At 73.0% G+C, this 25,404-nt stretch carries 27 protein-coding genes and 1 pseudogene; 6 read left to right on the top strand and 22 right to left on the bottom strand.

Going from position 1 to position 25,404, the window contains the following annotated elements; all coding sequences use genetic code 11:
* Nucleotides 1-87: 87 nt before the first annotated feature.
* A complete protein-coding gene (locus ACN6LD_RS24790) occupies nt 88-498 on the bottom strand; it encodes a hypothetical protein (RefSeq protein ID WP_057582176.1) in 411 nt (136 codons plus the stop codon).
* Between the two features lie 84 nt (nt 499-582).
* On the opposite strand from ACN6LD_RS24790, the gene ACN6LD_RS24795 reads away from it, so the two are divergent.
* Entirely contained in the window at nt 583-1,356 is a 774-nt protein-coding gene (locus ACN6LD_RS24795) for an MBL fold metallo-hydrolase (RefSeq protein WP_319191027.1), read from the top strand.
* The gene (locus ACN6LD_RS24800; protein ID WP_319191029.1) at nt 1,353-1,982 is read left to right on the top strand and encodes a DedA family protein; all 630 of its coding nucleotides are present in this window, start codon (nt 1,353-1,355) and stop codon (nt 1,980-1,982) included. The genes ACN6LD_RS24795 and ACN6LD_RS24800 overlap by 4 nt, the downstream gene beginning before the upstream one ends.
* 70 nt (nt 1,983-2,052) lie before the next feature.
* Here the strand turns inward: ACN6LD_RS24800 and ACN6LD_RS24805 are convergent, their stop codons facing one another.
* The 4 genes from ACN6LD_RS24805 to ACN6LD_RS24820 all read right to left on the bottom strand — a co-directional run bounded on the left by ACN6LD_RS24805 (nt 2,053) and on the right by ACN6LD_RS24820 (nt 6,627).
* A complete protein-coding gene (locus tag ACN6LD_RS24805; protein ID WP_319191031.1) occupies nt 2,053-3,120 on the bottom strand; it encodes an MBL fold metallo-hydrolase in 1,068 nt (355 codons plus the stop codon).
* On the bottom strand, nt 3,117-4,364 hold the full coding sequence (locus ACN6LD_RS24810; protein WP_445044308.1) for an aminotransferase class I/II-fold pyridoxal phosphate-dependent enzyme: 1,248 nt from the start codon (nt 4,362-4,364) through the stop codon (nt 3,117-3,119). Before ACN6LD_RS24810 ends, ACN6LD_RS24805 begins: the two co-directional genes overlap by 4 nt.
* A gap of 324 nt (nt 4,365-4,688) precedes the next feature.
* On the bottom strand, nt 4,689-5,429 hold the full coding sequence (locus tag ACN6LD_RS24815) for a hypothetical protein (RefSeq protein WP_319191035.1): 741 nt from the start codon (nt 5,427-5,429) through the stop codon (nt 4,689-4,691).
* A 400-nt stretch (nt 5,430-5,829) separates the two neighbouring features.
* Nucleotides 5,830-6,627, bottom strand: a complete 798-nt coding sequence (locus ACN6LD_RS24820) for an RNA polymerase sigma factor SigF (RefSeq protein ID WP_319191037.1) — start codon at nt 6,625-6,627, stop codon at nt 5,830-5,832.
* A 329-nt stretch (nt 6,628-6,956) separates the two neighbouring features.
* Between ACN6LD_RS24820 and ACN6LD_RS24825 the strand changes: the two genes are divergently transcribed.
* Nucleotides 6,957-8,825 (top strand): thiamine pyrophosphate-requiring protein, encoded by a 1,869-nt coding sequence (locus tag ACN6LD_RS24825; RefSeq protein WP_445044309.1) that lies wholly within the window; start codon nt 6,957-6,959, stop codon nt 8,823-8,825.
* Between the two features lie 94 nt (nt 8,826-8,919).
* On the opposite strand, the gene ACN6LD_RS24830 is transcribed toward ACN6LD_RS24825, so the two are convergent.
* From ACN6LD_RS24830 to ACN6LD_RS24850, 5 genes are all read right to left on the bottom strand, one after another.
* A complete protein-coding gene (locus ACN6LD_RS24830; RefSeq protein ID WP_319191041.1) occupies nt 8,920-9,939 on the bottom strand; it encodes a hemolysin family protein in 1,020 nt (339 codons plus the stop codon).
* Nucleotides 9,936-11,321, bottom strand: a complete 1,386-nt coding sequence (locus ACN6LD_RS24835) for a hemolysin family protein (RefSeq protein ID WP_445044310.1) — start codon at nt 11,319-11,321, stop codon at nt 9,936-9,938. The genes ACN6LD_RS24830 and ACN6LD_RS24835 overlap by 4 nt, the downstream gene beginning before the upstream one ends.
* Before the next feature lie 259 nt (nt 11,322-11,580).
* Nucleotides 11,581-12,675: a GNAT family N-acetyltransferase gene (locus ACN6LD_RS24840; protein WP_319191045.1), complete on the bottom strand. Its 1,095-nt coding sequence runs from the start codon at nt 12,673-12,675 to the stop codon at nt 11,581-11,583.
* Nucleotides 12,676-12,883: 208 nt separating this feature from the next.
* Entirely contained in the window at nt 12,884-13,492 is a 609-nt protein-coding gene (locus ACN6LD_RS24845; protein ID WP_445044311.1) for a hypothetical protein, read from the bottom strand.
* 306 nt (nt 13,493-13,798) lie between these two features.
* Nucleotides 13,799-14,416, bottom strand: coding sequence for a TetR/AcrR family transcriptional regulator (locus ACN6LD_RS24850; protein WP_319192342.1), 618 nt, complete (start codon nt 14,414-14,416; stop codon nt 13,799-13,801).
* A 217-nt stretch (nt 14,417-14,633) separates the two neighbouring features.
* Here ACN6LD_RS24850 and ACN6LD_RS24855 point away from each other — a divergent pair, with 217 nt between their 5' ends.
* Nucleotides 14,634-15,500: an NAD(P)-dependent oxidoreductase gene (locus ACN6LD_RS24855; RefSeq protein WP_445044330.1), complete on the top strand. Its 867-nt coding sequence runs from the start codon at nt 14,634-14,636 to the stop codon at nt 15,498-15,500.
* Nucleotides 15,501-15,636: 136 nt separating this feature from the next.
* On the top strand, nt 15,637-16,179 hold the full coding sequence (locus tag ACN6LD_RS24860; RefSeq protein WP_319192338.1) for a type 1 glutamine amidotransferase domain-containing protein: 543 nt from the start codon (nt 15,637-15,639) through the stop codon (nt 16,177-16,179).
* Between the two features lie 313 nt (nt 16,180-16,492).
* Here the strand turns inward: ACN6LD_RS24860 and ACN6LD_RS24865 are convergent.
* Nucleotides 16,493-16,747: pseudogene (locus ACN6LD_RS24865) on the bottom strand (DUF6158 family protein); the annotation flags it as partial.
* A 314-nt stretch (nt 16,748-17,061) separates the two neighbouring features.
* Nucleotides 17,062-18,681: an ABC-F family ATP-binding cassette domain-containing protein gene (locus ACN6LD_RS24870; RefSeq protein ID WP_445044312.1), complete on the bottom strand. Its 1,620-nt coding sequence runs from the start codon at nt 18,679-18,681 to the stop codon at nt 17,062-17,064.
* Nucleotides 18,682-18,843: 162 nt separating this feature from the next.
* Here ACN6LD_RS24870 and ACN6LD_RS24875 point away from each other — a divergent pair, with 162 nt between their 5' ends.
* Nucleotides 18,844-19,665 (top strand): methyltransferase domain-containing protein, encoded by an 822-nt coding sequence (locus tag ACN6LD_RS24875; protein ID WP_445044313.1) that lies wholly within the window; start codon nt 18,844-18,846, stop codon nt 19,663-19,665.
* A 105-nt stretch (nt 19,666-19,770) separates the two neighbouring features.
* On the opposite strand, the gene ACN6LD_RS24880 is transcribed toward ACN6LD_RS24875, so the two are convergent.
* From ACN6LD_RS24880 to ACN6LD_RS24925, 10 genes are all read right to left on the bottom strand, one after another.
* Nucleotides 19,771-20,055, bottom strand: a complete 285-nt coding sequence (locus tag ACN6LD_RS24880) for a gas vesicle protein K (RefSeq protein ID WP_057582193.1) — start codon at nt 20,053-20,055, stop codon at nt 19,771-19,773.
* Nucleotides 20,052-20,240: a gas vesicle protein gene (locus ACN6LD_RS24885; RefSeq protein WP_057582194.1), complete on the bottom strand. Its 189-nt coding sequence runs from the start codon at nt 20,238-20,240 to the stop codon at nt 20,052-20,054. The genes ACN6LD_RS24880 and ACN6LD_RS24885 overlap by 4 nt, the downstream gene beginning before the upstream one ends.
* A complete protein-coding gene (locus ACN6LD_RS24890) occupies nt 20,237-21,022 on the bottom strand; it encodes a GvpL/GvpF family gas vesicle protein (RefSeq protein WP_319192331.1) in 786 nt (261 codons plus the stop codon). Before ACN6LD_RS24890 ends, ACN6LD_RS24885 begins: the two co-directional genes overlap by 4 nt.
* Nucleotides 21,019-21,429, bottom strand: coding sequence for a gas vesicle protein (locus ACN6LD_RS24895; protein WP_319192329.1), 411 nt, complete (start codon nt 21,427-21,429; stop codon nt 21,019-21,021). The genes ACN6LD_RS24890 and ACN6LD_RS24895 overlap by 4 nt, the downstream gene beginning before the upstream one ends.
* Nucleotides 21,426-22,661 carry an SRPBCC family protein gene (locus ACN6LD_RS24900; RefSeq protein WP_445044314.1) on the bottom strand — a complete coding sequence of 412 codons (1,236 nt, stop codon included), beginning with the start codon at nt 22,659-22,661 and terminating at the stop codon, nt 21,426-21,428. Before ACN6LD_RS24900 ends, ACN6LD_RS24895 begins: the two co-directional genes overlap by 4 nt.
* Complete coding sequence (locus tag ACN6LD_RS24905; protein ID WP_319192325.1) at nt 22,658-23,359, bottom strand: DNA primase; 702 nt, start codon at nt 23,357-23,359, stop codon at nt 22,658-22,660. The genes ACN6LD_RS24900 and ACN6LD_RS24905 overlap by 4 nt, the downstream gene beginning before the upstream one ends.
* Nucleotides 23,356-23,619 (bottom strand): gas vesicle protein GvpG, encoded by a 264-nt coding sequence (locus tag ACN6LD_RS24910; protein ID WP_266725687.1) that lies wholly within the window; start codon nt 23,617-23,619, stop codon nt 23,356-23,358. The genes ACN6LD_RS24905 and ACN6LD_RS24910 overlap by 4 nt, the downstream gene beginning before the upstream one ends.
* 7 nt (nt 23,620-23,626) lie before the next feature.
* Nucleotides 23,627-24,385, bottom strand: coding sequence for a GvpL/GvpF family gas vesicle protein (locus ACN6LD_RS24915; RefSeq protein WP_319192322.1), 759 nt, complete (start codon nt 24,383-24,385; stop codon nt 23,627-23,629).
* Nucleotides 24,382-24,822 carry a gas vesicle structural protein GvpA gene (locus tag ACN6LD_RS24920; protein ID WP_319192320.1) on the bottom strand — a complete coding sequence of 147 codons (441 nt, stop codon included), beginning with the start codon at nt 24,820-24,822 and terminating at the stop codon, nt 24,382-24,384. Before ACN6LD_RS24920 ends, ACN6LD_RS24915 begins: the two co-directional genes overlap by 4 nt.
* 88 nt (nt 24,823-24,910) lie before the next feature.
* On the bottom strand, nt 24,911-25,330 hold the full coding sequence (locus ACN6LD_RS24925; protein ID WP_415924907.1) for a gas vesicle protein GvpO: 420 nt from the start codon (nt 25,328-25,330) through the stop codon (nt 24,911-24,913).
* Nucleotides 25,331-25,404: the final 74 nt, after the last annotated feature.

Raw genomic sequence — 25,404 nt, forward strand, 5'->3', positions numbered from 1 at the left:
ACGCCCCGCACACCTCGCGTTCCGGCCCCGACGCCTGTGGGAGCCGTCCTCCACCCTGCCATACCGCGGCGAGGGGCACCCCGGGGACTATCGTCCGTCGTAGCCGGCCGTCGGCATGGACAGCCTGCGGTGCACCCGGGCCTTCATCTGCGCGTCGTAGGCGGGTTCGGCGCTTCCGACCGTCTCCACGCGCACCCCGCGCCGCGCGCACTCGGCCGTGAACTCCTCGACGGACGACAGCGCGCTCTCCAGCACCCGGCGGCTCGGCGCGACGAAGAGGTCGACGCCCGGCACCACCCCGTCCCACAGCACGCTGTGGTCGGCGCGCAGTCCGCGCACCAGCAGTTCCCGGCTGACGACGTGTCCGCGTTCCGCGGCCCAGCGCGCGCACATCGCGTGCTGGCTGCGGGAGTCCACCAGGAAGGGATCGGCGTCCAGTTCCTCGAGCGGCGTCAGACTCGCGATCGCGGTGACCCGCATGACCCGCAGCGGTCCCATGGCGTCCCCCTCACCTCCGGGTTCAGTCGCCGACCCTACTCCTGCCCGTAGGCTTCGGGGGAGTCGCGCGAAGGAGGCAAAGAGGTGCCGGTGGAGATCACGTGGTGGGGTCACGCGACCTGCACGGTCGAGGATTCGGACGTGCGTGTGCTCACCGACCCCTTGTTCGCACGTCGACTCGCGCATCTGCGCCGCCGTCGCGGCGCGCTGCCCCCGCCCGGGGCCTGGAACGCCGACGTCGCGCTCGTCTCCCACCTGCACGCCGACCATCTGCACGTGCCGTCGCTGGAGCGCCTCGCGCCGGGCACGCGCCTGCTGGTGCCCAGGGGCGCGCCGCGCGCCGTGCCCGGGCTGCGTCGGCTGCGGCATCTACGGCTGAGCGAGATGGAGCCGGGTGACGAGACGTCCGTGGGCGGCGTGCGGGTACGGGCGGTGCCCGCGCGGCACGACGGCCGGCGGCTGCCGGTCGGCAGACGCTCCTCCCCCGCCCTCGGGTACGTCGTCGAGGGCGAGGCACGGACGTACTTCGCCGGGGACACCGGCCTGTTCGAGGACATGGCCGGGGAGGTCGGGCCGGTCGACGTGGCGCTGCTGCCGGTGGGCGGCTGGGGGCCGCATCTCGGCGAGGGGCACCTGGACGCGGGGCGGGCGGCCGAGGCGCTGGCCCGGCTGGGACCGCGCAGCGCGGTGCCGGTGCACTACGGCACCTACTGGCCGATCGGCATGGACGCGGTGCGGCCCCACGAGTTCCACGCGCCCGGCGAGGAGTTCGTGCGGCTCGCGGCGGAGCGTGCGCCGGGCGTGGCCGTGCACCGGCTGGGGCACGGGGAGAGCGTGCGCCTGGAGGAGGCGCGGTGACCCTGTCGACCGCGGCGGTCACGACGGTCATACCGACCGAGGCCACGCAGCAGGCGCTCGGCTATCCGTCGCTGTTCCTGCTGGTGCTGATCGGCGCGCTGGTGCCGGTGGTGCCGACAGGGGCGCTGGTGAGTACGGCGGCCGTGGTCGCGTTCCACCAGAAGGCGCCGTTCTCCCTGCTCCTGGTGTTCGTGACGGCGTCGCTGGCCGCGTTCTGCGGGGATGCGGCCCTGTACTGGCTGGGGCGGCGCGGGATGCGGTCGAAGAACGGCTCGCGCTGGCTGGAGGCGATACGTTCGCGGGCGCCCGAGGAGCGGCTGGCGCAGGCGCAGGGCAAGCTCGCCGCTCACGGCACGACGGTGCTGGTGCTGTCCCGGCTGGTGCCGGCGGGACGCATCCCGGTGATGCTGGCCTGTCTGATGGCGAAGTGGCCGCTGCGCCGCTTCTCGCGCGGCAACTTTCCGGCCTGTCTCGCCTGGGCGGTGACGTACCAGCTGATCGGCATCCTCGGCGGCTCGCTGTTCCCCGAGCCGTGGGAGGGCGTGGTCGCCGCGATCGCCCTGACCGTGCTGGTCGGCGTGGCCCCGAGCCTGTGGCGCCGGATCAGGGGCGCCCGGACGGCCTGAGAGCCACGGCTGCGAGGCCCGGCCCCGGGAACCGGCCCGGCGACGCGAACCCGCCCGCCGGGCGGCCCGACTACTCCAGTACCCGCGAGCCTCCCACCGGCAGATCCCAGAGGTCGTCACGGTCCAGGCCCGCTTTCTGCCAGGCGGCGCGCACGCGCGTGAGGGGTTCGAGGACGGGCTCGGCGGAGAGCACGAACGTGCCCCAGTGCATGGGAGCCATGCGCCGTGCCCCGAGGTCGAGGGCGGCGCGGACCGCCTCCTCCGGGTCGCAGTGCACATCGCGGAGCCACCAGCGGGGGTTGTAGGCGCCGATCGGCAGCAGTGCCAGGTCGATGCCGGGGTGGCGTCGGCCGATACGGGAGAACCAGTGGCCGTAGCCGGTGTCCCCGGCGAAGTAGACGCGCCGGCCGTCGGGGGCGGTGAGCACCCAACCGCCCCAGAGGGAGTGGCAGGTGTCGGTGAGGCTGCGCTTGGACCAGTGGTGCGAGGGCACGAAGTCGAAGCGCACACCGGACAGTTCGGCCGCCTCCCACCAGTCCAGCTCGGTGACCCTGGTGAACCGGCGGCGCAGGAACCAGCGTCCGAGCCCGGCGGGCACGAACACCGGTGTGTCGCGCGGGAGCCGGCGCAGCGTGGGGGCGTCCAGGTGGTCGTAGTGGTTGTGGCTGATGACGACGGCGTCGACGCGCGGCAGCGCGCCCCAGGGGACTCCCACGGGGGTGATCCTGGCCGGGGTGCCGAGGATCCGGCGCGACCACACCGGGTCGGTCAGCACGGTCAGGCCGCCGATGCTCACCACCCAGCTGGCGTGCCCCGCCCAGCTGACGGCGAGAGTGCGAGCGTCCGCCCGAGGCAGCGGGGCGGGCGCGAAGGGCAGGCGGGGAATGTCGGCGAGGCCGTCCCTGCCGGGGCGCACGGCGCCTTCGCGGGCGAACCTGGCGATGGCCTTGAGACCGGGCAGCGGCGAGGTGAGCCGGTCGTGGAAGGTCCGCGGCCACACCCGGCGCTCGCCCGGCGGCCGGGGTTCGGCGAGCGGCGGGACCGCGGGCGCCGGCGCGAGGGGGGACGGGGACGGCGCGGCGCCGACGATCCCGCCGGTCACGGTGCTGGTGGTGGTCGACTCGGACTGCTGCGTCATCGAGGAGGCTCCCATCGCTGAGCTTCGTCACGGAGATCGTCGAAGACCGACCTCATGAGCGTCAACGCACGTTGCACATGGGGCAGTTCCCACGGTGTGGGCGAGCTGAGGCGTTCCGTGCGCCGGGCGTCCGCGCCATTGAGCAGCATGCCGGTGGAGAACCGGACGTGCAGGGCGCTGAGGTCGTCCCCGAAGCGGTGTCCGCCCGGCGCGGGCATGCCGAGCCGGGCGGAGAGGAAGTCCTCCAGTTCCTGGGCGTCGCCCACGCCGTGGGCGGACAGGGCGTCGCGCAGCGGGCCGAGGTCGGCGTAGAGGTGGCGGCCGGCCCGGGGCGGCAGGGCCAGGCCGCCCGCGGCGACCACGGCGGCGTGCATCTCCCGCGCCACGTGCGCGTGCAGACGGACGGCGACGGCCGCGCGCGCGGTGACCGGCTCCGGCTCGGTCAGGGCGTACGCGGCAGCGGCGGCGACCGGCGCGGCCACCCGGGCGTCGAGAGCCGTCAGCACGTCGAGCACGCGCGCGTGCAGGGCGTCACCGGCGGCCGAGGCGGGGAACCGGGCGACGGCCGCCGGCCAGCCGACGGGCAGCAGGGCCCCGGCCAGGTCGCTGACGACGGTGACCTCCCCGGGCAGCATCTCGGCGGGGCTGACCAGCACGGTGTCCTGCGGGGTGTGCAGGGTGTCGCGCCAGGTCTCGTCGCTGACCAGGTGCAGGCCCTCCCCCGCGGCGGCCTCCACGGCCTCGTGCAGCACTTCCGGTGGCACCACGGTGGCGGTCGGGTCGTCGGCGACGGACAGCACCAGCAGGCGCGGGTCGCCGCCCTCGGCGCGCACCCGCCGCACGGTTTCCAGCAGCGCGAAGGGGTCCGGGACGCCGCCGCACTCCGCCGGCGTCGCGACGTGGAACACAGGCCTGCCCAGCAGCCGGGCGTACGGCGCCCACCAGGCCGCACAGGGCCGCGGCACCAGGACGTCGCCGCCGAGGGCGGCGGTCAGCGCGAGCAGCAGGGCGGGGGCGCCTGGTCCGGCGACCACCCGTCCCGGCTCGGCGGGGCCGCCGCGCCGCGCCCAGTAGCCCTGGGCCGCGTCGAGGAGGGCGCGCCCGCCGCCGATCGGCTCGCTCTCGGCGCGGTCGGCGGCCCCGGCGAGCACCGAGGCCAGTTCGGGCAGCACCGGCAGGCCGTCCGGGGGGAGCGGCGGGCCGTAGCGGACGGGGCCGTGGTCCTCCGGTTCCGTCCGCCGCATGTGGTCCTCCGTGCAGTCCGTGCAGTCCGTGCAGTCCGTGCTTGGCGCCCTGCCTGATGCCGTGCGTCCGCCGCCGCCCGCGGCCCGCCGCCACCCGACGCTGTGCCGCCTGCCCGCCGCCGGACGTCGTCGTGGGCCGTGTGGGCCGTGTGGGTCTGTGGTGCGTGACGCGTTGTGCGGGGCCCGGCGCTCGTACGGGACGTGACGTCGCGTACGGGACGGTTCGTGCCCCCGTGATTCCTCATACCCGTTGAGGCCGCGCGTCATGACCGGTTTCGCGCGTCGCGCCGGTCACAGCGCGGGCCGACGGACCGGCGTACCGCCTCAGGCATCGCCGGCGCGGGCGCGGCGGCGCAGCCGGTGCACTGCGGCGCCGAGTGCGCCGGCGATCAGCAGGCCGCCGGCGGCAAGCGCGGGGACGGAGTCGGTGAAGGCGCCGCCCGCGCCGGCCTGTACCCCGTGGTCGACGGTCGCGGGCGGGCAGGCGGCGGGCGACGCGGGGACGCGGGGCTGCGCTTCGGGCCGGCCGCAGGGCGGTGCGGTGCGGCAGCCGGCGGGGTGCGGCTGCGCGGTGGTCAGGGGCTCCGGGCAGGCCCTGACGGTGGGGCAGGACGCTCCGGCGACCGGGCCGCACGGCTGGTCCGGGGTGCGCGCGACGTCGAGGGTCGCGCTCCACGGCTTCCCCGGTCCGCCGGGCGCGGCCGGGCAGGTTCCGTCGACGGTCCAGGCGGCGTCCGGTCCGACCGCGTCGGGGCTCACCTCGAGCTCGGCGGCCGGGGCGACGAGTGCGGTGCCCCGGTAGGCCGCGTCCGCCTGCGCGTCGCCGCCGGGGACCTTGGTCAGTTTGACGGCGCCGTCGGCGAAGGCCTGCGAGGTGGCCTCGAGGCTGTCGGGCGCGGCGACGCCGAGGGCGCCGCACGAGACGGACACGGTGACGCTGCCCCCCGGGGCGACGCTGCCGGGGCTGACCTCAGCCGACGGGTCGGCCGCCGCGGCCGGTCCGGCGGCGACCAGCACGGCACCGGCCACGGCGAGGGCGGAGATGAAGTGGGCGGTGCGACCCATGGGACGGCTCCTTCGGCCGGTGACAGCGGGGCGGGGCGTTCCTGCCCCACTGCCATCACAGCCCGAGGGGTCCCCGGCCGTGCGCGACCGGACGCCATTGGCGGGACGGCGGCCCCCAAGCGGGTGACACCGTCCCGCCCCCCGGCCGTTGCGGAAGCCGGTTTCTGAAGCGGTTCTGCGGCTGTCCCCGAGGGAGTTACAGCAGCGGTTTCCGCAGCTGTCTCCGAGGGTGTTACCGCAACCGTTTCCGCAGCGGTTTCTGCGACTGTCTCCGAGGGGGTTGCTACAGCGGTTTCCGCAGCGGTTTCCGCAGCCCTCTCCGAAGGGGTTGCTACAGCGGTTTCCGCAGCGGTTTCCGCAGCCCTCTCCGAAGGGGTTGCTACAGCGGTTTCGGCGGGGGTTACTCGGGCGGTTCCTGCAGCACCTGTTCCCGCAACCGGTCGCAGCAACGGCTGATCAGGCGGGAGACATGCATCTGCGAGATGCCCAACTGTTCCGCGATCCGGCTCTGCGTCATGTCCCGGAAGAACCTCATGTAGAGAATCGCCCGCTCGCGCTCGGGCAGGGCGGCGAGCCGGGGCCTGACCGCCTCTCGGTCGACGACGGTGGCAAGCGCCGGGTCCGCCGCGCCCAGCACGTCGCTCAGCGAGTACCCGCCCTCGCTGCCGGACAGTTCCGCGTCCAGGGACAGCGCGGAGAAGCTGTCGAGCGCCTCCAGACCGATGCGGACGTCCTCCTCGCTGAGCTGCGCGCGTTCGGCGATCTCGGCGACGGTGGGACGGCGTCCGGAAACGGTCTGGGAGAGGTCCTGGCCGGCGATGCGTACGCGGTTGCGCAGGTCCTGGACCCGGCGCGGCACGTGCAGGGTCCACATGTGGTCGCGGAAGTGCCGCTTGATCTCGCCGGTCACGGTGGGCACGGCGTAGCTCTCGAAGGCGTTCCCGCGCGCGGGGTCGTAGCGGTCCACGGCCTTGACCAGGCCGAGGGCGGCGACCTGGCGCAGGTCCTCGTGGTTCTCGCCGCGGTTGCGGAACCGTCCGGCGAGGCGGTCGGCCATGGGCAGCCAGGCCTCTACGATGCGGGCCCGCAGCGCGTCACGCCGGGGCCCCGCGGGCAGGGCGGCCAGTTCGCGGAAGGCGTCGGCGGTGTCGGGGGCGTCGTCGTGCGGATGGCGCTTGGTGTTCGCTCGGTTCGGCATGGGGTACAGCAACTCCCTTGGAAGTGCTCGGTATCGACCGGGTCACCGGGGAGCGACGGCAGCCCGACCGGGCCTGCCGGGGGCCGCGCGGCGCGGCGTTCCCACGGAGGTGCCTCCGGTCCGAAGCACTGATGCTGCGCCTGCCCGCGACGCCCGCCTCCAAACACCGCACGGACACCGTCCGGGCACCGCCCAGGTTTTCCCGCCGGAGTCCGGGTCACCCGTCACGCGTCGGACCCGGGCACGAGCCGTGTCCTGCCCCACGTTCCTGTCCACGCCCACCCCCACACCCGGTGGGCGTGGTTCTCCGGCCCCGGGAGGCCCCTTCCATGAGCGTCAGAGTCTCCGACCACGTCCTGCGACAGTTGCGCGCATGGGGGGTCGAGCATGTCTTCGGGTACCCCGGCAGCGGCCTGCGCGGCCTGCTCGCGGCGTGGGGGCGGGCCGGGGACGAGCCACGGTTCGTGCAGGCGCGGCACGAGGAGACGTCCGCGCTCCAGGCGGTCGGCTACGCCAAGTTCAGCGGCCGACTGGGGGTCTGCGCGGCGTCTTCGGGGCCGGGCGCGGTCCATCTCCTGAACGGTCTGTACGACGCGAAGCTCGACCGCGTCCCGGTCCTGGCGATCCTCGGCACGCCGGACCCGGTGACGGACGGGACCGCGGAGGCGACGGCGGACGGGATCGCGGAGGCGACAGCGAAGGGCGGCGCGCACCGGCGGGAGGTGGACCTGCACGCGCTGTTCGCGGACGTCGCCTCGGAGTTCATGGCCACGGTGACCGCACCCGAAAAGCTGCCGGTCGTCCTGGACCGGGCGATCCGCACGGCGTACGCCCGCCGCTGCCCGGCCGTGGTCGTCATCCCCGCGGACGTCCAGGATCTCGTGTACGCGCCTCCCGAGGACGAGTTCACGGTGGCGCCCGGCGCGGACCACGGCGTCCCGTCGGACCCGCCGCCGGACGCGCCGTCGGACGATTCCTTGCGGCAGGCCGCGGAGATCCTCAACTCCGGTGACAAGGTGGCCATCCTGGCCGGTCAGGGGGCTGCCGGCGCCCGCGCCGAGGTGGAGCGGATCGCCGAGCTGCTCGGCGCGGGAGTGGCGAAGGCGCTGCTCGGCAAGGACGTCCTGAGCGACGAACTCCCCTATGTGACGGGGGCGGTCGGCCCGTTGGGCACCCGGCCCTCCTACGAGCTGATGCGCGACTGCGACACGCTGCTGACCATCGGATCGTCCTTCCCGTACGCGCAGTACCTGCCGGATGCGGACAGGACGCGCGGCGTGCGGATCGACGTCGATCCGCGGAGGAACGAGACGCGTCACCCCTACGAGGTGAACCTGGTCGGCGACGCGAGGGAGACCCTGCGCCGGCTCATCCCGTTGATCCGGGGCGCGGAACGCGGCCGCGAGTGGTTCGACACCGTCTGCGCGAACGTCCGGCGCTGGGACGAGGTCTCCGAGCGCCGGGCCGGGCTGTCGGCCGATCCGATCAACCCCGAGTACGTGGCCCGGGTCCTGGACCCGCTGCTGCCGCCCGACGCAATGGTCTCCTGCGACTCGGGCTCGGTGACGACCTGGTACGCCCGCTGTCTCAGACTGCGGCCGGGCATGCGCGCGTCCCTCTCCGGCACGCTCGCGACGATGGGATGCGCGGTGCCGTATGCCATCGGCGCGAAGTTCGCCCATCCCAACCGGCCCGCGATCGCCCTGGTCGGCGACGGCGCCATGCAGATGAACGGGCTCGCGGAGCTGATCACCGCGGCCAGGTACCGCGACCGGTGGCAGGACCCGCGGCTTGTCGTCGCCGTCTGGAACAACCGCGACCTCAATCAGGGGACCTGGGAGATGCGTGCCATGGAGGGCGCTCCGTCCTTCCTGCCCTCACAGGAACTGCCGGACGTGCCGTACGCGCAGTTCGCCCGCTCGCTGGGCCTGACCGCGCTGCGCGTGGAGCGGCCCGAGGACGTGGAGGAGGCATGGCGGGTGGCCCTGGAGGCGGACGGGCCCGCCCTCGTGGAGTTCCTGACCGACCCGGCCGTGCCTCCGCTCCCGCCGCACACCACCTGGGAGCGGCTGGAGGCCACGGCCGCGTCGATCCTCGCGGGCGACGCCGACCGGGGCGCGGTGATCCGGCAGGGCTTCAAGGCGAAGGTCCAGGAGTTCCTGCCGGGGCGGGAGCCTGGCGGGGACACCCCCGATTGACGAGGACCGGACGGACACACCGGACGCACGCACCCGCCACACCCGCCACACCCGCCACACCCGCCACACCGTGACCGCCGGCCGGAGGGCGCCGCTACACCGCCTGCGGGTGCATCAGCCGGCCGAGCAGATCGTCGAGGGTGACGATGCCGGTGAGCCGGCCGGCGTCGTCGCGGACGACGGCGAGCGAGGCGCGGCGCCGACGCAGTTGCTCGATGGCATGGCTGATCGTGTCCAGCTCCGTCAGTTCCGGCAGCGGACGGGCCAGGTCGCCGGCCGTGGCCGACCGTCCGCGGGCTCGGGCGATGAGCGCGTCGCGCGCGTGCACCGAGCCGACGACGCGGTCCCCGTCGCGCACCAGCAGACGGTTGCGGTCGTGCTCGGCGGCCAGGGCGAGGATCTCGTCCACGTCCGCCTCCGCCGGCACCGCGGTGATCTGCGCGGCGGGCACCTGGAGGTCGCTCACCGGATTGTGCGGCTCGGTGAGCGAGCTGGTGAGGAGCTCCGAATCCGTCACGCTGATGAGACCGAGCCGTTCCGACTCCTCGATGAGACGGGTGAGCTGTTCGCGGTTGTGGACGGCGGCCAGCTCGTCGCGTGGCGTCACGCGGCACAGGCGCACCAGCGCGTTGCTCACCTTGTTCAGCAGCCCGATGACCGGCCGTACGGCCTTCACCACGCCGCGGAAGGCCGGCGAGAGCAGCATCGCCGATCGCTCCGGGTGGGCGATGGCCCAGGACTTGGGGGCCATCTCGCCGACCACCATGTGCAGGAACACCACCACGATCATCGCCACGGCGAACGCGATCGCGTAGCTCAGGGAGGCCGGCAGGCCCAACGTGTGCAGCAGAGGGTCGAGTTCGTGCGAGATCGCGGGCTTGGAGACCGAGCCGAGGCCCAGGGTGCACACGGTGATGCCGAGCTGGGCGCCGGCGAGCATCAGCGACAGCTCGCGCATGCCGGCCAGCGCGGCCCCGGCCCCACGCTGCCCCTCGGCCGCGGCCTTCTCCACGCGGTGCCGTCTGGCGGCGACCAGCGCGAACTCGGCGGCGACGAAGAACCCGCTGCCGATCAGCAGCAGCACGGTGACGAAGAGCGCCATCGGGAAACTCATGCCTGCCCCTTCCCCTCGTCCGCACGCTCGTCCGCCTGCTCGTCCGGTCCCCCGTCCGATCCCCGGTCGAATCGCTCGTCGGATCGCTCGATCCGTACGCGCTCGGGCACGTGCCGGTTCAGCGTGTGCACGTCGATCACGGCGCGGCCGCCGTCCGGCAGTTCGACGGTGAGGCGGTCACCGATCGTCGGAAAGCGGCCCAGCCGGTCCACGATCAGACCGGAGACGGTGTCGTAGTCCTCCTCCTCGGGCAGTTCGACGCCGGTGGCGTCGGCCACCTCGTCGAGCCGGCGGCCCGCGTCCACCAGCCAGCCCTCCCCGTCGGCGAGGGCGAGTTCGGTGACCGTGTCGGACTCGTCGGCGATGTCGCCGACCAGCTCCTCGGCGATGTCCTCGTAGGTGACGATGCCCGCCACACCGCCGTGCTCGTCGAGGACGACCGCGAACTCGTCACCCTGCTCACGCATCTGTTCGACCGCGTTCGGGAGCGGCAGGGTGTCGGGCAGCAGAAGCGGACGGCGGGCGAGCGCGCCGGCAGTGGTGACGGTGAGGAGGGCGGCCGGCAGACGCGTCAACTCGCGCACGCCCAGCACGCCGGTGACGTCGTCCGGGTGGTCGCCGAGGACGGGGTAGTTGGAGTGCCCGTGCCTGCCGATCAGGTCGATCGCCTCGGCGGCGTCGGCGTCCTTGCGGACGAAGACGGCGTCGGCGCGCGGCACCATCACCTCGTCCAGGGTGCGCTCGGAGAAGTCCAGCGCGTGGTCGAGCAGCGCGGCCGTGTCCTTGGGCAGTTCGCCCTGCTCGTGGGACTCGCCGATGAGGTGGCCGAGCTCCTCCAGGGTGGCGCCGTGGTGCAGCTCCTCGACGGGCTCGATGCCGACCCCGCGCAGCAGCCTGTTCGCCGCGCCGTCGAAGACGCGTACCACCGGGCCGACGACCTTCAGGTACGCGATCGTGGAACCGGCGAGGGACTTCGCCAGCCGCTCGGGCACGGCGATCGCGAGGTTCTTCGGGGCCAGCTCGCCCAGCACCATCTGCACGACCGTCGCGCCGACGAAGGCGATCACGACGGAGACGGCGGAGACGGCGGCCTCGGGCAGGGCCAGGCCGGACAGCGCGGGCTCCAGGAGCGCGGAGACGGACGGTTCGGCGATGAAGCCGACGACCAGGCCCGTCACGGTGATGCCCAGTTGTGCGCCCGACAGCATGAAGGACAGCCGCTCCAGCACCGTCAGCGCGCGGGCGGCCTTCCTGTCCCCCGCCTGCGCCTCACGGGCGAGGGCGAGCCGGTCGGCGGAGACGTAGGCGAATTCCTGGGCGACGAAGTAACCGGTGCCGGCGGTCAGCACGAGCACCGCCAGCAGGCCCAGTACGGCGCTCATGACACTCACGGAGCATCAGCGCCCTGTGGTGCGCCGTGCGTGGACCGGGCGCGGCGGGATGGTCGGGGATCGTGCCCCGAGGGGTCCGTCGACGTGGCGGACAAGCGTTGCTCTCCTGAAGTAGCGGTGTGACTGGAGGAACGATTGTGAGCACGTCCGGGTTCCCGGCGCCCGACGAGGCGGCTCGTGCGGTCGTGTTCCGGCTGCGGCAGGACGCTGGGCGATGCTCGTACCGTCGTGCCCGGGGTGCGGCAGGACGCTAGGCGGAGCCCCGGACCGTGCCGACGGCCCTCAGCGTGCGCACCGCCGCGTCCTTGAGGGCGGGGTGTTCGCGCACCAGCCGGTGGGCTGCCCGCAACGGCTCACGGCGGAGCCAGTGCAGGGCGGCGCCCGGGCCGGACGTGCGCAGCGCTCCTTCGTGGACCATGAGGTCGCCTGTCTTGAAGGAGTTCTTGTAGGCGGCCTCGCCTCTGCCGAAGTCGACGAGACGGATGCCGGACGCGGCGGCGGCCTCGATCATGCGCAGGTAGAGAATCCGGCCGGGCGAGAAGGTGGCGACGCTACGGTCGTAGGAGGGGAACCAGCAGGAGAGGACCGTGCGGGAGCGCAGGCCGAAGTGGGCGGCGACGGGCCTGTCACCGGCGTAGAGCACCGAGAGGTCGCCGGAGCAGTGGGGTGAGTCCGAGTCGGCGAGCAGGGCGATGAGTCGGGCGATCCACGGCTGGGTGAAGGGGTCGCGGCGGCCGGTGCGCCGGTAGTGCGCGGACTTCCAGCCGACGAGGGTCCGCAGCGCCGCCGGGTTGCGTTCGCCGTGGACGAACCGCAGCGGGCCGAGGTGCCGGGCCAGCCGGCGCTCCTGGGCCTGGGTCGTCTTCAGCAGGCTCCGCGAGTGGGCGCGCAGATGGGTCTCGTATGCGGCGTATCCGTGGGCGAGGTCGACGACGGGAGACGCGAACCGGCCGGTCGCGTACGGCAGGAAGAGGTCCTGGCCGTTCTCGAGGTGGTTGAACTCCCAGGCGTTCAGGGAGCAGGCGCGCATGAGGTGGTGCGGGTCGAGGTGGATGTCGTCGGGGTGCAGGACGGCGCCCTGGCAGTCGGACACCCCCAGGCCGACCGCGCGGCCATGGCCCCATCGCCCCCGCTGATAGGGGAAGTAGCCGACCGCTTGCCGTCTGCGACGCAGCACCGCCACGCGGGCGTCGCGGCGTACCCGGCCGATGGCCTGAGTGAACTCGGCGCTCATGAAGGGGTTGGCGGGTGCGGCGGTCGTGGCGAGTCGGAGTTCGTTCCAGAGAGCGAGGTCGCCCGGCGTGAGGTCGCCTGCGTGCACGATGTCGATGCGTGGAGTGGTCATGGGGGTCCCTGGGTTCCTGGTTCGCGGCAAGAAGGTCGTCCGCCGGGCCCTCGCGAGGTGCGCGACAGGTCGGACCTGCGGGGGGTGGGCGGATCGGACCTGCGGAGGGATGGGGGGATCGGACCTGCGGGGTGATGGGGGGAGGTGTGCGGCGCGACCGTGTGCGGTGACGCGTCGCGTGCGTGCAGGCGGTGCCGGTCCGGCAGCGCTAGGGAGGGCCCCGCCGACCGGACGCGCCGGTGAGCAGCACCTCGGAGAGGCACCGTTCGTCGGCGGGACGGGCTCCGGGGAAGCGGCTCGGGTCCGCTGCCGCGGCCGCGGACGTCCGCGCCGACAGCAGGGCGCACAGGCGGCGGAAGAGGCTCCGCAGACCCGACTGGACCATGTCCGAGAGCGGGAACCGCGATCGTGCCACGGCTCGCAGCCCGCATACCGTGACCAGGGTCATCGCCAGATGGATCGCCATGCCCACACCTTCGTGGAGCGTCCCTCCGGCGGGGCCGGGGCCGGGGCCGGCGTCGGCGAAGAGGAACCAGCAGCAGGCCGCGACCTGCGCCGACACCATGGCGCCGAGGTCGGGCAGCAGGGCGCCGGACCCGGAGACGCGCGACCGCGGCAGGGCGCACGTGAAGAAGACCAGTGCCACCACCAGGCAGTCGGCGAACGAGACCGTGCGCGCGAAGACCAGGTGGTGGCCGGCGGCGGCCAGGGCCGTCGTGGTGGCGGCCAGGCCGACGGCCGACAGCGCTCCGGTACCGGCCACGCCATCGGCGTGCGGAAGGCCGCGGCAGGCGAGAGGGAGCGGGTGCACGGTCATGTCCCGTCCATGGTCGAGGAGACATGCGTGCCGGCGGTCCGGAACGGCGAAACCGACGGGTGCGAACGTTCGGGCGACCGGTCACGTCTGCGGGTGAACCGCAGGTCGGCGGTGGGCGGTGGCCGGTGCAGGTGCTCGAGGGCATCCCCCTCGCCCGGCACACCGGGCAGACCGGACCGGCCGTCCTGCGGACACCCGGCCCCGCAGACCCGGAGACGCGCGGACCCGCAGCCCCGCCGCCCAGAGCACGCAGCCCCGCAGCCCCGCCCCCCAGAGCACGCAGCCCCGCAGCCCCGCCGCCGACCGTCAGCCGTCCTGCCGCGTCGTCGCCCTGCCCTGATCGGCCGCCGCGTCCAGAAGGGGGCGCAGTTCTCGGGTCACGGTCTCCAAGGCGCGTACGTCCTGCTCGGCGCGGGCGATGAGGAGCGCGCCCTCCAGGGCGCTGATCATGAGGGTGGCGAGGGCGCCGGAGCGTTGTTCGGGCACGCCCATGTCCGTCAGCGCACGGGCCACCGGCTCCGTCCAGGCGGCGAACGCGGCGGCCGCGGCGTCCCGGCTGGACTCCGCGGTCCGGGCGCAGTCCACGGTGGCCGCCGCCACCGGGCAGCCTCCCCCGAAGCCGGCGGACGCGTACTCGTCCGTCCACTGCCGCACCATCTCGGCGAACAGGGCGCCGGGCGTCGGCTCGGGCAGCGCGGCGAGGAAGCGGGCGATCCGGTTGCCCGCGTAGCGGCCCGCCCAGCCCACCGCCTCGTTGACGAGCTGCTCCTTGCCGCCGGGAAAGTAGTGCTGGAGCGATCCGCGGGGCGCCCCCGCGTGGGCGGCGACCTCACGCATGCCGGTCGCGGCGACGCCGTCGCGCCGGATCAGCTGGGCGGCACTGAAGACCATCCGCTCGCGCGGTCCTCGCTCGGACACCGCCATCGCCGCCTCCCACGCCATGATCGGCACTCGCGTCGGCTCCCACCCTATGACCGGCGTCATAGAACCGGCTACTATGACCGCTGTCATAGTCAGCGGCGGCAGGGCGGCAGCAGCCGCACTCCGCGGCAGCGGTCGGCCGGCCGCCCGGCGGAAAGCGCGGTGCATCGTGGACGACGTCGGATCGGCCGGTCTCGCGGGCTTCATCGGCCTCGGGGTCATGGGGCAGCCCATGGCGCTCAACCTCGCGCGCGCCGGAACCCCTCTCGTGGTGTGGAACCGCACCCCGGGCCGGTGCGACCCCCTGCGCGCCGCGGGCGCCGAGGTCGCGACGGGCCCCGGCGAGGTCTTCGCCCGGGCCCGGGCCGTGATCCTCATGCTGGCGGACGAGGCCGCGGTCGACGCCGTGCTCGCACGCGGGACGGAAGACTTCGCCGCGCGCGTCACCGGGCGCACCGTCGTGCACATGGGCACGACCTCGGCCGAGTACTCGCACGGCCTGCAAGCCGACGTCCGGGCCGCGGGCGGCCGCTATGTCGAGGCCCCCGTCTCCGGCTCCCGCGTCCCTGCCGAGCGGGGCGAGCTGGTGGGGATGCTGGCGGGCGACGCGGACGCCGTTGCGGCCGTGCGGCCGCTGCTCGGCCCACTGTGCCGGGAGACCTTCGCCTGCGGGGCGGTGCCTGAGGCCCTGCTGATGAAGTTCTCGGTCAACCTGTTCCTGATCACTCTGGTCACCGGTCTCACGGAGGCGTTCCACTTCGCCGACCGGCACGGGCTCGACCGGCGTCTGCTCCGGGACGTCCTGGACGCGGGCCCGATGGCCAGCGCCGTCTCCCGGACGAAGGCGGCCAAGCTGCTGACCCGCGACTTCAGCGTCCAGGCCGCCGCGGCGGACGTCCTGAAGAACAACCGGCTGATCGCCGAGGCCGCCCGAAGGACCCGGCTGGCGTCACCGCTCCTCGACGTCTGCCACGCCCTGTTCGGCGAGGCCGTGGAGCAGGGGTACGGCGAGGAGGACATGGCGGCGGTGCTGCACGCGCTCGAGACCCGGACCGCCTCCGGCGTCGGAGCCGTCCACGGGGCGTGAGCCGGCCGGGGCCGCGGGCGAGAGGAGGAGCCGGCTCGCACGCGGACCGTGTCGGCCTCCCGTCCCCGGGTACGCGGTGGTCACCCGAGGAACAAAGGGTCACGCCGCAAGGACACGGAAAGGACGTGGGAAAACCATGCGCATCGCGTTTCTGACGGCGCCCGAGGGCGTCGAGCAGGTCGAGCTCACCGATCCCTGGCAGGCCGCTGTCGACGCGGGTCACGAGCCTGTCCTGGTGTCGACCGAGCCCGGCAAGGTCCAGGCGTTCAACCATCTCGACAAGGCGGACACGTTCGGCGTGGACGAGGTCGTCGGCGAGGCGTCCGCGGACTCCTTCGACGGGCTGGTCCTGCCCGGCGGCGTCGCGAATCCCGACGTCCTGCGCTCCGACGACAAGGCCGTGGCGTTCGTCAAGGACTTCTTCGACCAGGGCCGGCCGGTCGCCGCGATCTGCCACGCACCGTGGACCCTCGTCGAGGCGGACGTCGTGCGGGGCCGTGTGCTCACCTCGTGGCCGAGCCTGCGGACGGACATCCGCAACGCGGGCGGCACCTGGGTGGACGAGCAGGTGAAGATCTGCGACCACGGACCCGGAAAGCTGGTCACCAGCCGCAAGCCGGACGACCTCGAGGCGTTCTGCGAGACGTACCTGCGCGTCTTCGCGCAGGAGGCGGCCTGAGCAAGCAAGCGACGCCCAGAGCCGGACAGCAGCGGGACGCCCACGCCCCGGACCTGCACACCGGGTCCGGGGCGGGTTCCGCTCCCGATGAGGATTCCGGCCCCGACGCGGATGCCGCCCCGAGGCGGGTGCCGGCCCCGGTGCGGGCTCAGGTCCCGCCGGGGCCGCCCCTCTGGCCCGGTCCCCTCGAACCCGATCCCCTCGTGCCGGGGCTGCTCGTGCCCGGGCCCCATTTGCCGACGGGTGTGGTCGCGGGGTCGGGCTCCCCGGTGGCCCTGATCCCGGCCGGGGTCTGACGGGCGCCGCCGTTCGGACCGGTGCCGCGTTCCCGGGCCCCGTCGCGGGTGCGTCCCGGGGAGACGAACCGGCGCGGGTTGCGGCGCAGATACTCCCCCTCCAGCTGGGCCATGCGGTCGTTGTGGGCGCGCAGGGCGTCGTTCGAGCCGTGCAGCAGGGTGTCGTGGCGCGTGCGGTGGATCGTCTCCAGCTCTTTCATCAGCTGCTGGTCGTCCAGCCGGTCCGGGTCGACTCCGGTCATCGTGGTGCCCCGCTCGTCGTGTTCGTCCATGCGGTCCGGGTACCCGCCCGGGAGCGGTGTCAGCACTCCTTCGCGGTGGGACCCGGGAGAGAACCGGGGAGCTCGTGTCTCTGCCTCCACTGTACGAACATTCCGGCCCCCGGGCCTCCGTGCACGTCGACGCCCGGCCGCACGGGGAACGCCCCGGCGCGAGGGCGTCCCTGCACCAATGTCCCGGAGGGCCGGCCTGTGCGCTTACGCCCCCGCGGGGACGGCGTGGACCACCGGGCGCGGACTACCGGGCGCGGACTACCGGGCGCGGACTACCGGGCGCGGACTACCGGGCGCGGACTACCGGGCGCGGACTACCGGGCGCGCTCCACTCGCCGTTCGTCCCATACCGGCTCCGCGGTCTCCCGGACGCGGCCGTCGCTGCCGAAGACCAGGTACCGGTCGAAGGAGCGGGCGAACCACCGGTCGTGGGTGACGGAGAGGACCGTCCCCTCGAAGGCCTCCAGGCCCTCCTGGAGCGCCTCCGCGGACTCCAGGTCGAGGTTGTCCGTCGGCTCGTCGAGGAGCAGGGCCGTGACGCCCTGCAGTTCGAGCAGCAGGATCTGGAAGCGGGCCTGCTGCCCGCCGGAGAGCCTGTCGAATGCCTGTTCGGCCTGCTGGGTGAGCTCGTAGCGCCGCAGCCGGGACATGGCCGCACCCCGGTCCTGGGAGTGTTCGCTCCACAGGATGTCCAGGAGGGTGCGGCCCAGCAGCTCGGGATGGGCGTGCGTCTGGGCGAAGTGCCCGGGCACCACCCGCGCGCCGAGCTTCCACTCCCCCGTGTGCGCCACGGCGTCACCGGCGAGCAGTCGCAGGAAGTGCGACTTGCCCGAGCCGTTGGAGCCGAGGACGGCGACCCGCTCGCCGTAGAACACCTCCAGGTCGAAGGGTTTCATCAGGCCGGTGAGCTCGAGCCCCTTGCAGGTGACGGCCCGCACGCCGGTGCGGCCGCCCTTGAGGCGCATCGTGATGTCCTGCTCGCGCGGCGGCTCGGGCGGCGGTCCCGCCTCCTCGAACTTGCGCAGCCGGGTCTGTGCCGCCTGGTAGCGGGACGCCAACTCATGGCTGATGGAGGCGGCCTGACGGAGGTTCAGCACCAGCTTCTTCAGCTGGGCGTGCTTCTCGTCCCACCGGCGGCGCAGTTCCTCGAAACGGGCGAAGCGTTCGCGGCGGGCTTCGTGGTACGTGGTGAAGCCGGCGCCGTGCACCCAGGCGTCGGCGCCGGCCGGCCCCGGCTCGACGGAGACGATCTTCTCGGCGGCGCGGGAGAGGAGTTCGCGGTCGTGGGAGACGAAGAGAACCGTCTTGCGGGTCTCCTTCAGCCGCTCCTCCAGCCACCGCTTGCCGGGCACGTCCAGGTAGTTGTCGGGCTCGTCGAGCAGCAGCACCTCGTCGCCGCCGCGCAGCAGCGCCTCCAGCACGAGCCGCTTCTGCTCGCCGCCGGAGAGCGTCCGCACGAGACGGAACTGCGCCTTGTCGTAGGGGATGCCGAGCGCGGCCGTGGTGCACATGTCCCACAGCGTCTCGGCCTCGTACCCGCGCACCTCGGCCCAGTCGGAGAGGGCCTGGGCGTACTGGAGCTGAGCGGCCTCGTCGTCGACGGTCATGATCGCGTGCTCGGCCCTGTCGACGGCGCCCGCCACCTCGCGGATGCGGGGCGGGGCGACGGACACCAGCAGGTCGCGCACGGTCGTCTCGTCCCGGACGGAGCCCACGAACTGGCGCATGACGCCCAGACCGCCCGAGACGGTGACCGTGCCGCCGTGCGGTTTCAGCTCACCCGAGATCAGCCGCAGCAGCGTCGTCTTGCCGGCGCCGTTGGGGCCGACCAGGGCCACCACGGCCCCTTCACCCACCCGGAAGGACACGTCGCCGAGCAACGCCCTCCCGTCGGGGAGGTAGTACTCGAGGTGCGCGGCTTCCAGGTGTCCCATGGTGAGGCATTCTGCGGGCCGTCCCCGACCCGCGGCAAACCGAATACCCGCACCCCGCACGGCGTCCGCATGGTGAAACGATCTGTCTCAACATGCGAGCAGCAGCGTACGGTGGTGACGCCGGGCACCCGGTTCGCCGAGCAGTCGAGAAGGGGTACAGCCATGCCGAAAGCGCAGGAGACCGCCGTCTACACGCACGGACACCACGAGTCGGTGCTGCGGTCGCACACCTGGCGGACCGCGGCCAACTCCGCCGCCTACCTGCTCGGCTCGCTGAAGCCGCACATGAGGATCCTCGACATCGGCTGCGGCCCGGGCACCATCACCGCCGACCTGGCCGCCCTGGTCCCCGACGGACACGTCACCGGCGTCGACCACGCGCCCGGCGTCCTGGAGCAGGCCCGCGCCGCGGCGGCCGGGCGGGGCCTCGGCAACGTGGACTTCGCGACAGCCGACGTGCACGCACTGGCCTACCCGGGCGGCACGTTCTGCGTCGTCCACGCCCACCAGGTGCTCCAGCACGTCGGCGACCCCGTGCAGGCCCTGCGCGAGATGCTGCGGGTGACCAGGCCGGGCGGCTACGTCGCGGTCCGCGACTCGGACTACGCGGCGATGACCTGGTATCCCGCCTCGCCCGGCATGGACGACTGGCTGGACCTGTACCACCGGGTGGCCCGGGCCAACGGCGGCGAACCGGACGCCGGTCGCCGGCTGAAGTCCTGGGCGCTGGCGGCCGGGTTCACCGACGTCACGGCCACCTCGGCCACCTGGACCTTCAGCACGCCCGAGGAACGGGCCTGGTGGAGCGGTCTGTGGGCCGACCGCACGGTCGCCTCGGCGTACGCGGAGCGCGCCACGGGCGGCGGGCACGCCACGGCGGAACAGCTGGCGGCCGTGTCACAGGCCTGGCGGGAGTGGGGGCTGCGGGAGGACGGCTGGTTCAGCGTGCTGCACGGGGAGATCCTCTGCCGCAAGGCCGCCTGAACCTCCGGCCCCTCATCCCGGGGAGCAGCGGTCGCCGACCCTCATTCCCGGGGAAGACAGCGGTCGCCGACCCTCATTCCCGGGGAAGACAGCGGTCGCCGATCCTCATTCCCGCGGTAGCAGCGGTCCCAGCGGCCCGAGGTCCAGATTGAGGTCCTCGGGCCGCAGTCCGTAGCGCTCGCGCAGTTCGGTCATGCGCTCGTCGAGCAGCATCAGCGTGAGCCCGATGCGCTCCTCCTGCTCCTCGCTCAGATCGCCCGTGTCGAAGCGGCGCACCGCCTGCCGTTCCATCAGCTGGCGCAGCAGCTCCACGACGGTCAGGACGAGCTTGACCAGGTCGCGCTCGACGGTGTCGGGCTCGAGGTCCACGCGGTGGCGACGGTCCGTCACAGCAGATCCCCCCAGGGCGACGGCACGTTCTCGTTCACCGAGCTGATCAGCGCGTTGAGGTCGATGCGGACGAGATCGACGTCCGCGATGCGCAGGGTGATGTCGCCCGTGATGACGACCCCGCCGGCCAGCAGCCGGTCGAGCAGATCCACCAGGGCGACCTCGCGGCGCTCCACGACGGTCATGCGTCCTCCCCCGGCCCGCCGGTCCCGACGCCCTCCGTCATGTCCACGAAGGAGTAGGCCGCCCACGGCCCGGTGAGTTCCACCCGTATGCCGGGCTCCTCGTCCTTCGTGCGGTCCACGATCTCCACGAACTCCTCGGACTGTGCGCGCGGCACCAGATAGGCGGCGTTCAGCACGTTCTGCCCGGAGGCCTCGGAGAGCGCGGAGTTCTGCGGCGGGTGGAGCCGGGCGTCCTCGGCGCGCGCGGACAGCGTCGTGTGCAGCCGCGCGGCGAACTCCTCGGCGCGCTGCCAGGTGTCCTCCTGGGCCCGGGCCCGGGTACGCCGCTGCCTGAGGTAGTCACGGCCGGAGACGGGCTTCGCCGCCGACTCGGGCTCCCGCGCCCCGGGCTCCACGTACACCTTCACGCCCCACTCGACCCGCCCGTCGAGCCGGTCGAGGGTACGCAGGAAGTCCTGCTCGTGCTCCTCCATCATCACGCGGACCGCGCTGTCGTCCCGGAAGACGGTGGCCAGCCGCAGCGGCAGGGGCGTGGTGACGGCCGTCAGGGCGTCGATGACCTGCTGGTGGGCCCTGGCGGTCTCCGTGAGCCAGTCCAGATCCTCGAGCCGGCGGTGGAGCGGCTCCTCCGCGAAGTCGCGCTCGGGGACATGGCTCACCACGGCGATCAGGCCGTGGTGAGCCAGCAGCCGGGGCGGATCCCCCGCCACGCCCGACAGGGCGGTCTGCAGGGGCGCGCCGAGCGGGCGGCAGACGGCGTACACGTAGCGCAGTCCGATCACGAGGACTCCTTCCGGGCGTTCCCACGGGCCTCACGCGGAGCGTCCCGCCGCGGTCTCTGCCGGGGACGGGCCGGCTCCAGCTCCTCCAGCTCCTCCGGGTCAGCCAGCTCCTCCAGCCGGGCCAGCCGCTCGCGCAGCTCGGCGTTCTCCCGCGCGAGCTCCTTGCGGCGGGCGCCGGAGGACAGCGCCGGGTCGTCCTCCCACCAGTCGATCCCCATCTCCTTGGCCTTGTCGACGGAGGCGACGATGAGCCGCAGCTTGATGGTGAGCAGTTCGATGTCGAGCAGGTTGATCCGGATGTCGCCCGCGATCACGATGCCCTTGTCCAGGACACGCTCGAGGATGTCGGCCAGGTTGGCTCCGCCGCCCTGGCCGTACGGCTCCGGCATCCGGCTCGCCATGGTCATCGACGACTCCTGCGCTTGTCGTCCACGTCCTCGTCCTCGGGCTCCTCCTCGTCGTACTCCTCGTACTCGTCCTCGGCCTCGGCGTCCGCCGGCTCGCCGCCCTCTTCGGCTTCGGGCTGCTCCTCGTCGTCGTACGCCTCGTCCTCGGCCTCGTCGGCGTCCTCGTACTCGTCCTCGGCGTACGGGGCGTCCTCGTCGTCCTCCTCATCGTCCTCCAGGCGGCCGTCCTCGGCATCCCGCGGCTCGTCGTCGTCGACGTCGCCGTCGCCTGCCCGGGCCTCGGCGTCCTCGTTCTCGTCGTCGCCGCGGTTCTCCTGCTCCTCCTCCTCGGCCATCGCGTCCTCGTGGGAGGTGACGACCTCGCCGTCGCGGATCTCGCCGCGCCAGCTGTCCTGCGCCTCTCCCTTGATGGTGATGAAGCGGGCGAAGTTCTTCAGGTCGAGACGGGCACGGCGGCCCTGGGCGCGCCAGATGTTGCCGGTCTTCTCGAACAGGCCCGTGGGGTAGTACTCGATGACCAGCAGGATGCGGGTCAGGTTCTCGGCGAGCTCGTGGAAGGAGACGACGCCCTTCGTGGTGCCCTTGGCGCCCTCCGACGTCCAGACGATCCGGTCGTCCGGCACCTGTTCGGTGGTCTTCGCCTTCCAGCTGCGGTTGGACCAGAAGACCTTCGCCTGCCAGTCGCTCGTGGTGTCGTCGGCGCGGTTCGCGCTTTTGACGCCCTTGGCGAAGGTGCTGAAGTCCTGGTACTGCGTCCACTGGTCGTAGGCGGTGCGCAGGGAGACGCCGACGTCGATCGTCTCCATGATCACGGTCGGCTTCTTGCCCGCGCTCTTCTTGCCCTTGCCGCCCTTGCCGCCGCCGAGGTTCTTCAGGGCGCCGGTCACCTTGTCCTTGGCCCGCGAGGCCCCGAGCTCCAGTGCGGAGCGCACCGGCCCCTTGCCCTCGGCGATCTTCCGGCCGCCGTCGAGGGCGAGCTTGGCGAAGCCCGGGCTGTTGCCCTCGGCGATGTCGTTGAGCTTGGACGTGGTGTCGCCGAGCTTGTGGCCGACGCCGGTCAGCAGGCGCGTGGCCTGGGCGGCGAGGTACTCCTGCACCTCTTCCTTGAGCCGGTCGGCGGCCTCGCTGTGAGCGATGCCGGAGAGCGGGCTGCCGTTGCCGCCGGCCGCCTTGCCCGCCGCGCCGGAAGCCGCGGAGGTCGCGGACTTGGCGGATCCGAGAGTCTCGGTCATCGGTCGCCGCCTCCCTTCGGCCGCCGGGACCGGGACGTGGCGCCCGAGGCGGTCTTCGCTGCGGTCCTCGTGCCCGTCTTCCCGGCCGACGCGGTCTTCTTCGCGGCCGGCGTGCGGGCCGAGGCCTTCCTGGCGGGCGCCTTCTTCGCGGGCGCCTTCTTCGCCGACTTCTTGGCCGGCGCCTTCTTCGCCGCGGTCCTCCTCGGCGGCGCCTCCTCCTCTTCGTCCTGTTCGTCGTCGGCGTCGTCGGCGTCGTCGGCGCTGTCCTGGGCGCCCTCGTCCTCCTGGTCGTCCTCAGGCTCGTCCTGGTCGTCCCGAGGCTCGTCGTACTCCTCGTCCGCCTCGTCGTCAGCGTCGCCGTCCGTGTCCTTGCCCGGCACGACGCCCTCGAGCTGGTCGCGCACCTCGGCGGTGCGGCCGTGCAGACGGTCTGCCAGAGCCTCCATCTGCCGCTCGACCATCGCCCCGGAGGCCGCCTTGCCGACGCCGCGCAGGTCGGTGCGGAGCTGGTCGCCGATCTCCTTGAACTGCGGGTTGTCCCGCAGCTGCTGGGAGACCAGGTCGGCGATGCCCTTGGGCGTGAGGTTCAGCTTCTTGCCCGCGACCAGCGAGCCCACGGCCAGAGCGAGTTTCAGCTTCCTGGTACGTCCGAGGAGGTACCCGGCCCCTACCGCGAGGCCCAATCCCGTTCGGTTCATCCTGCCCACCCGTCGTCCGTTCCCGCGCTTCTGCGCGTCGCGATCTCCATCCGGTCGAGGAGTTCGTCCTCCTGCCGGTCGAACTCCTCCTCCGTGATCTCACCGGCGTCCAACTGCTCCTCCAGCCGGGCGAGTTCAGCCCGAACGGTGCTCGGGTCGTAGTAGATCCGCTCAGCCTCCTTCAGCACCTGGCCGATCACCCAGCCGCTGCCGCGGACCGGCGCGAACGGGAGAAGAAGCACCTCTGAGATGAGTCCCATGACACGCCTACTCCCCGGTGGCGCCCGCCGGTTCGGGTTCGGCCGGACCGGGCTCCACGAAGCTGTACGGCGGCAGCGGCCCGTTGACCCGCACCTCGAGATGCGGGCGGCCCTTGCGGAGCTCCTCCGCGGCCTCCAGGAACCCGGCCGCCGAGTCGCGATCCACCAGGAAGGACAGGTTGACCAGCCAGCCCGTGGACTCGGGGCCCACGCTGACGTGCGCGGCGAGCGGCTCGAGGTGCTGCCGCACGTCCGCCGCGTCCTCGGCCTCCTTGGCCTTGACCGCGGCGGCCACCATCTCGCCGAGCTGCAGACGCTGCTCGTAACTGCCGCCGCCCGACTGACGGTTGGCCTCGGCCAGACCGCGCAGTTCGGGGCTCTCGGCCATCACCTGGTGCAGCACGGCCTCTTCGACGTGCGAGGCCTTGACGTTGTACTCCACCCGGCCCTCGAGGACGTCCAGACGCTCCTTGTAGTGCCCGGCGCGCTCGGCGAGGACTCCGGTGACGGAGCTGTCGTCGGGTGCGACGCTGCCGAACCGCATGGGCAGCACACAGCCGCCGGCGCCCGCCTCGGCGAGCACGGTCTGGTGGGCGAGCAGCTCCCTGCGCTTGGGCCGCAGCCCCTCGGGGGCGTCGCTGACGATCGCCGCCAGCTCGCCCTCGGTCAGGACGCGCACCGGCAGCGGCGGCTCGCCGACACCGGCCAGGCCGTCGGGGAGGGCGGGGTGCGACCGCGCGATGATGCCGTAGACGTACGTACTCACTCCTGCTCCTCCTTCCGGCGCGCGGAGGTGCTCTTACGGGCCCGGGGCCTGGCCTCGCGCTCACCCTCCCCGGAGGAGTCATCGCCACGGGCCTGCTTGAACGCGTCGGAGATGGTCTCCGCCGCGCCCGACAGCGCTCCCTTGGACTTGCCGCGGGCGCCGGACTCGGTCATCTCGCCGACCAGGTCGGGCAGGCCGGGGTCCTTGCGCGGCCCTGCCTCCAGGTCGAGCCGGTTGCAGGCCTCGGCGAAGCGCAGATACGTGTCGACGCTGGCCACCACGACCCTGACGTCGATCTTGAGGATCTCGATGCCGACCAGGGACACCCGCACGAACGCGTCGATGACGAGACCCCTGTCGAGGACGAGCTCCAGCACGTCGTAGAGGCCGCTGGAGCCGCCTCCCCCGCCGGTCTGTTGTGCCGGGACAACGGTCATGTCTACCGCGCCTCCTTGTCTTGAAGTTCTTGAAGTGGATGGTCGGGCACTTGAAACGGACGGTCGGACGGCAGTACGGGCCGGCGGCCTAGCGGCCGCCCTGCCGATGTGCGTCGGCCCGCCCGCGCTCGTAGCGGCGGACACGCCGGTAGCCGGTCAGCTGACCGCCGGAATCGAGGTCGACCTGATAGCTCGCCATCAGGCTCATCGTGTCCGGCACCCGGGCCAGCTCCATGACCTCGATCTCCAGGGACCAGCCGTCCTCGGTCTGCTCGAAGGACGAGACGCTCTCGGCGCTCATGCCGGTCAGCTCCGCGAGCTGGGCGCGCGCCTGGCGCAGCACGTCCATGGGGCCCGGCCGGTCGTCTGCCACGTCGTCTCCGCCTCTCCCGCGCCGAGGGGTCCGCCGTCTGTCCGGATTCCTCGGATCGTCAGCACTGTCAGGACTGTCAGAAGCGCTCGAACGGCCGGAACTGCTCGAGCGGTCGGAATGGTGTGAGGAGTCAATGTCGTCCCGATCGCGCGAACCGTCGGGATCGCGGGATCGATGTGTGCGTGAAGTGTTTTTCGTGTTCATCGTGG

This window comes from Streptomyces sp. SAS_272 (assembly GCF_052543235.1).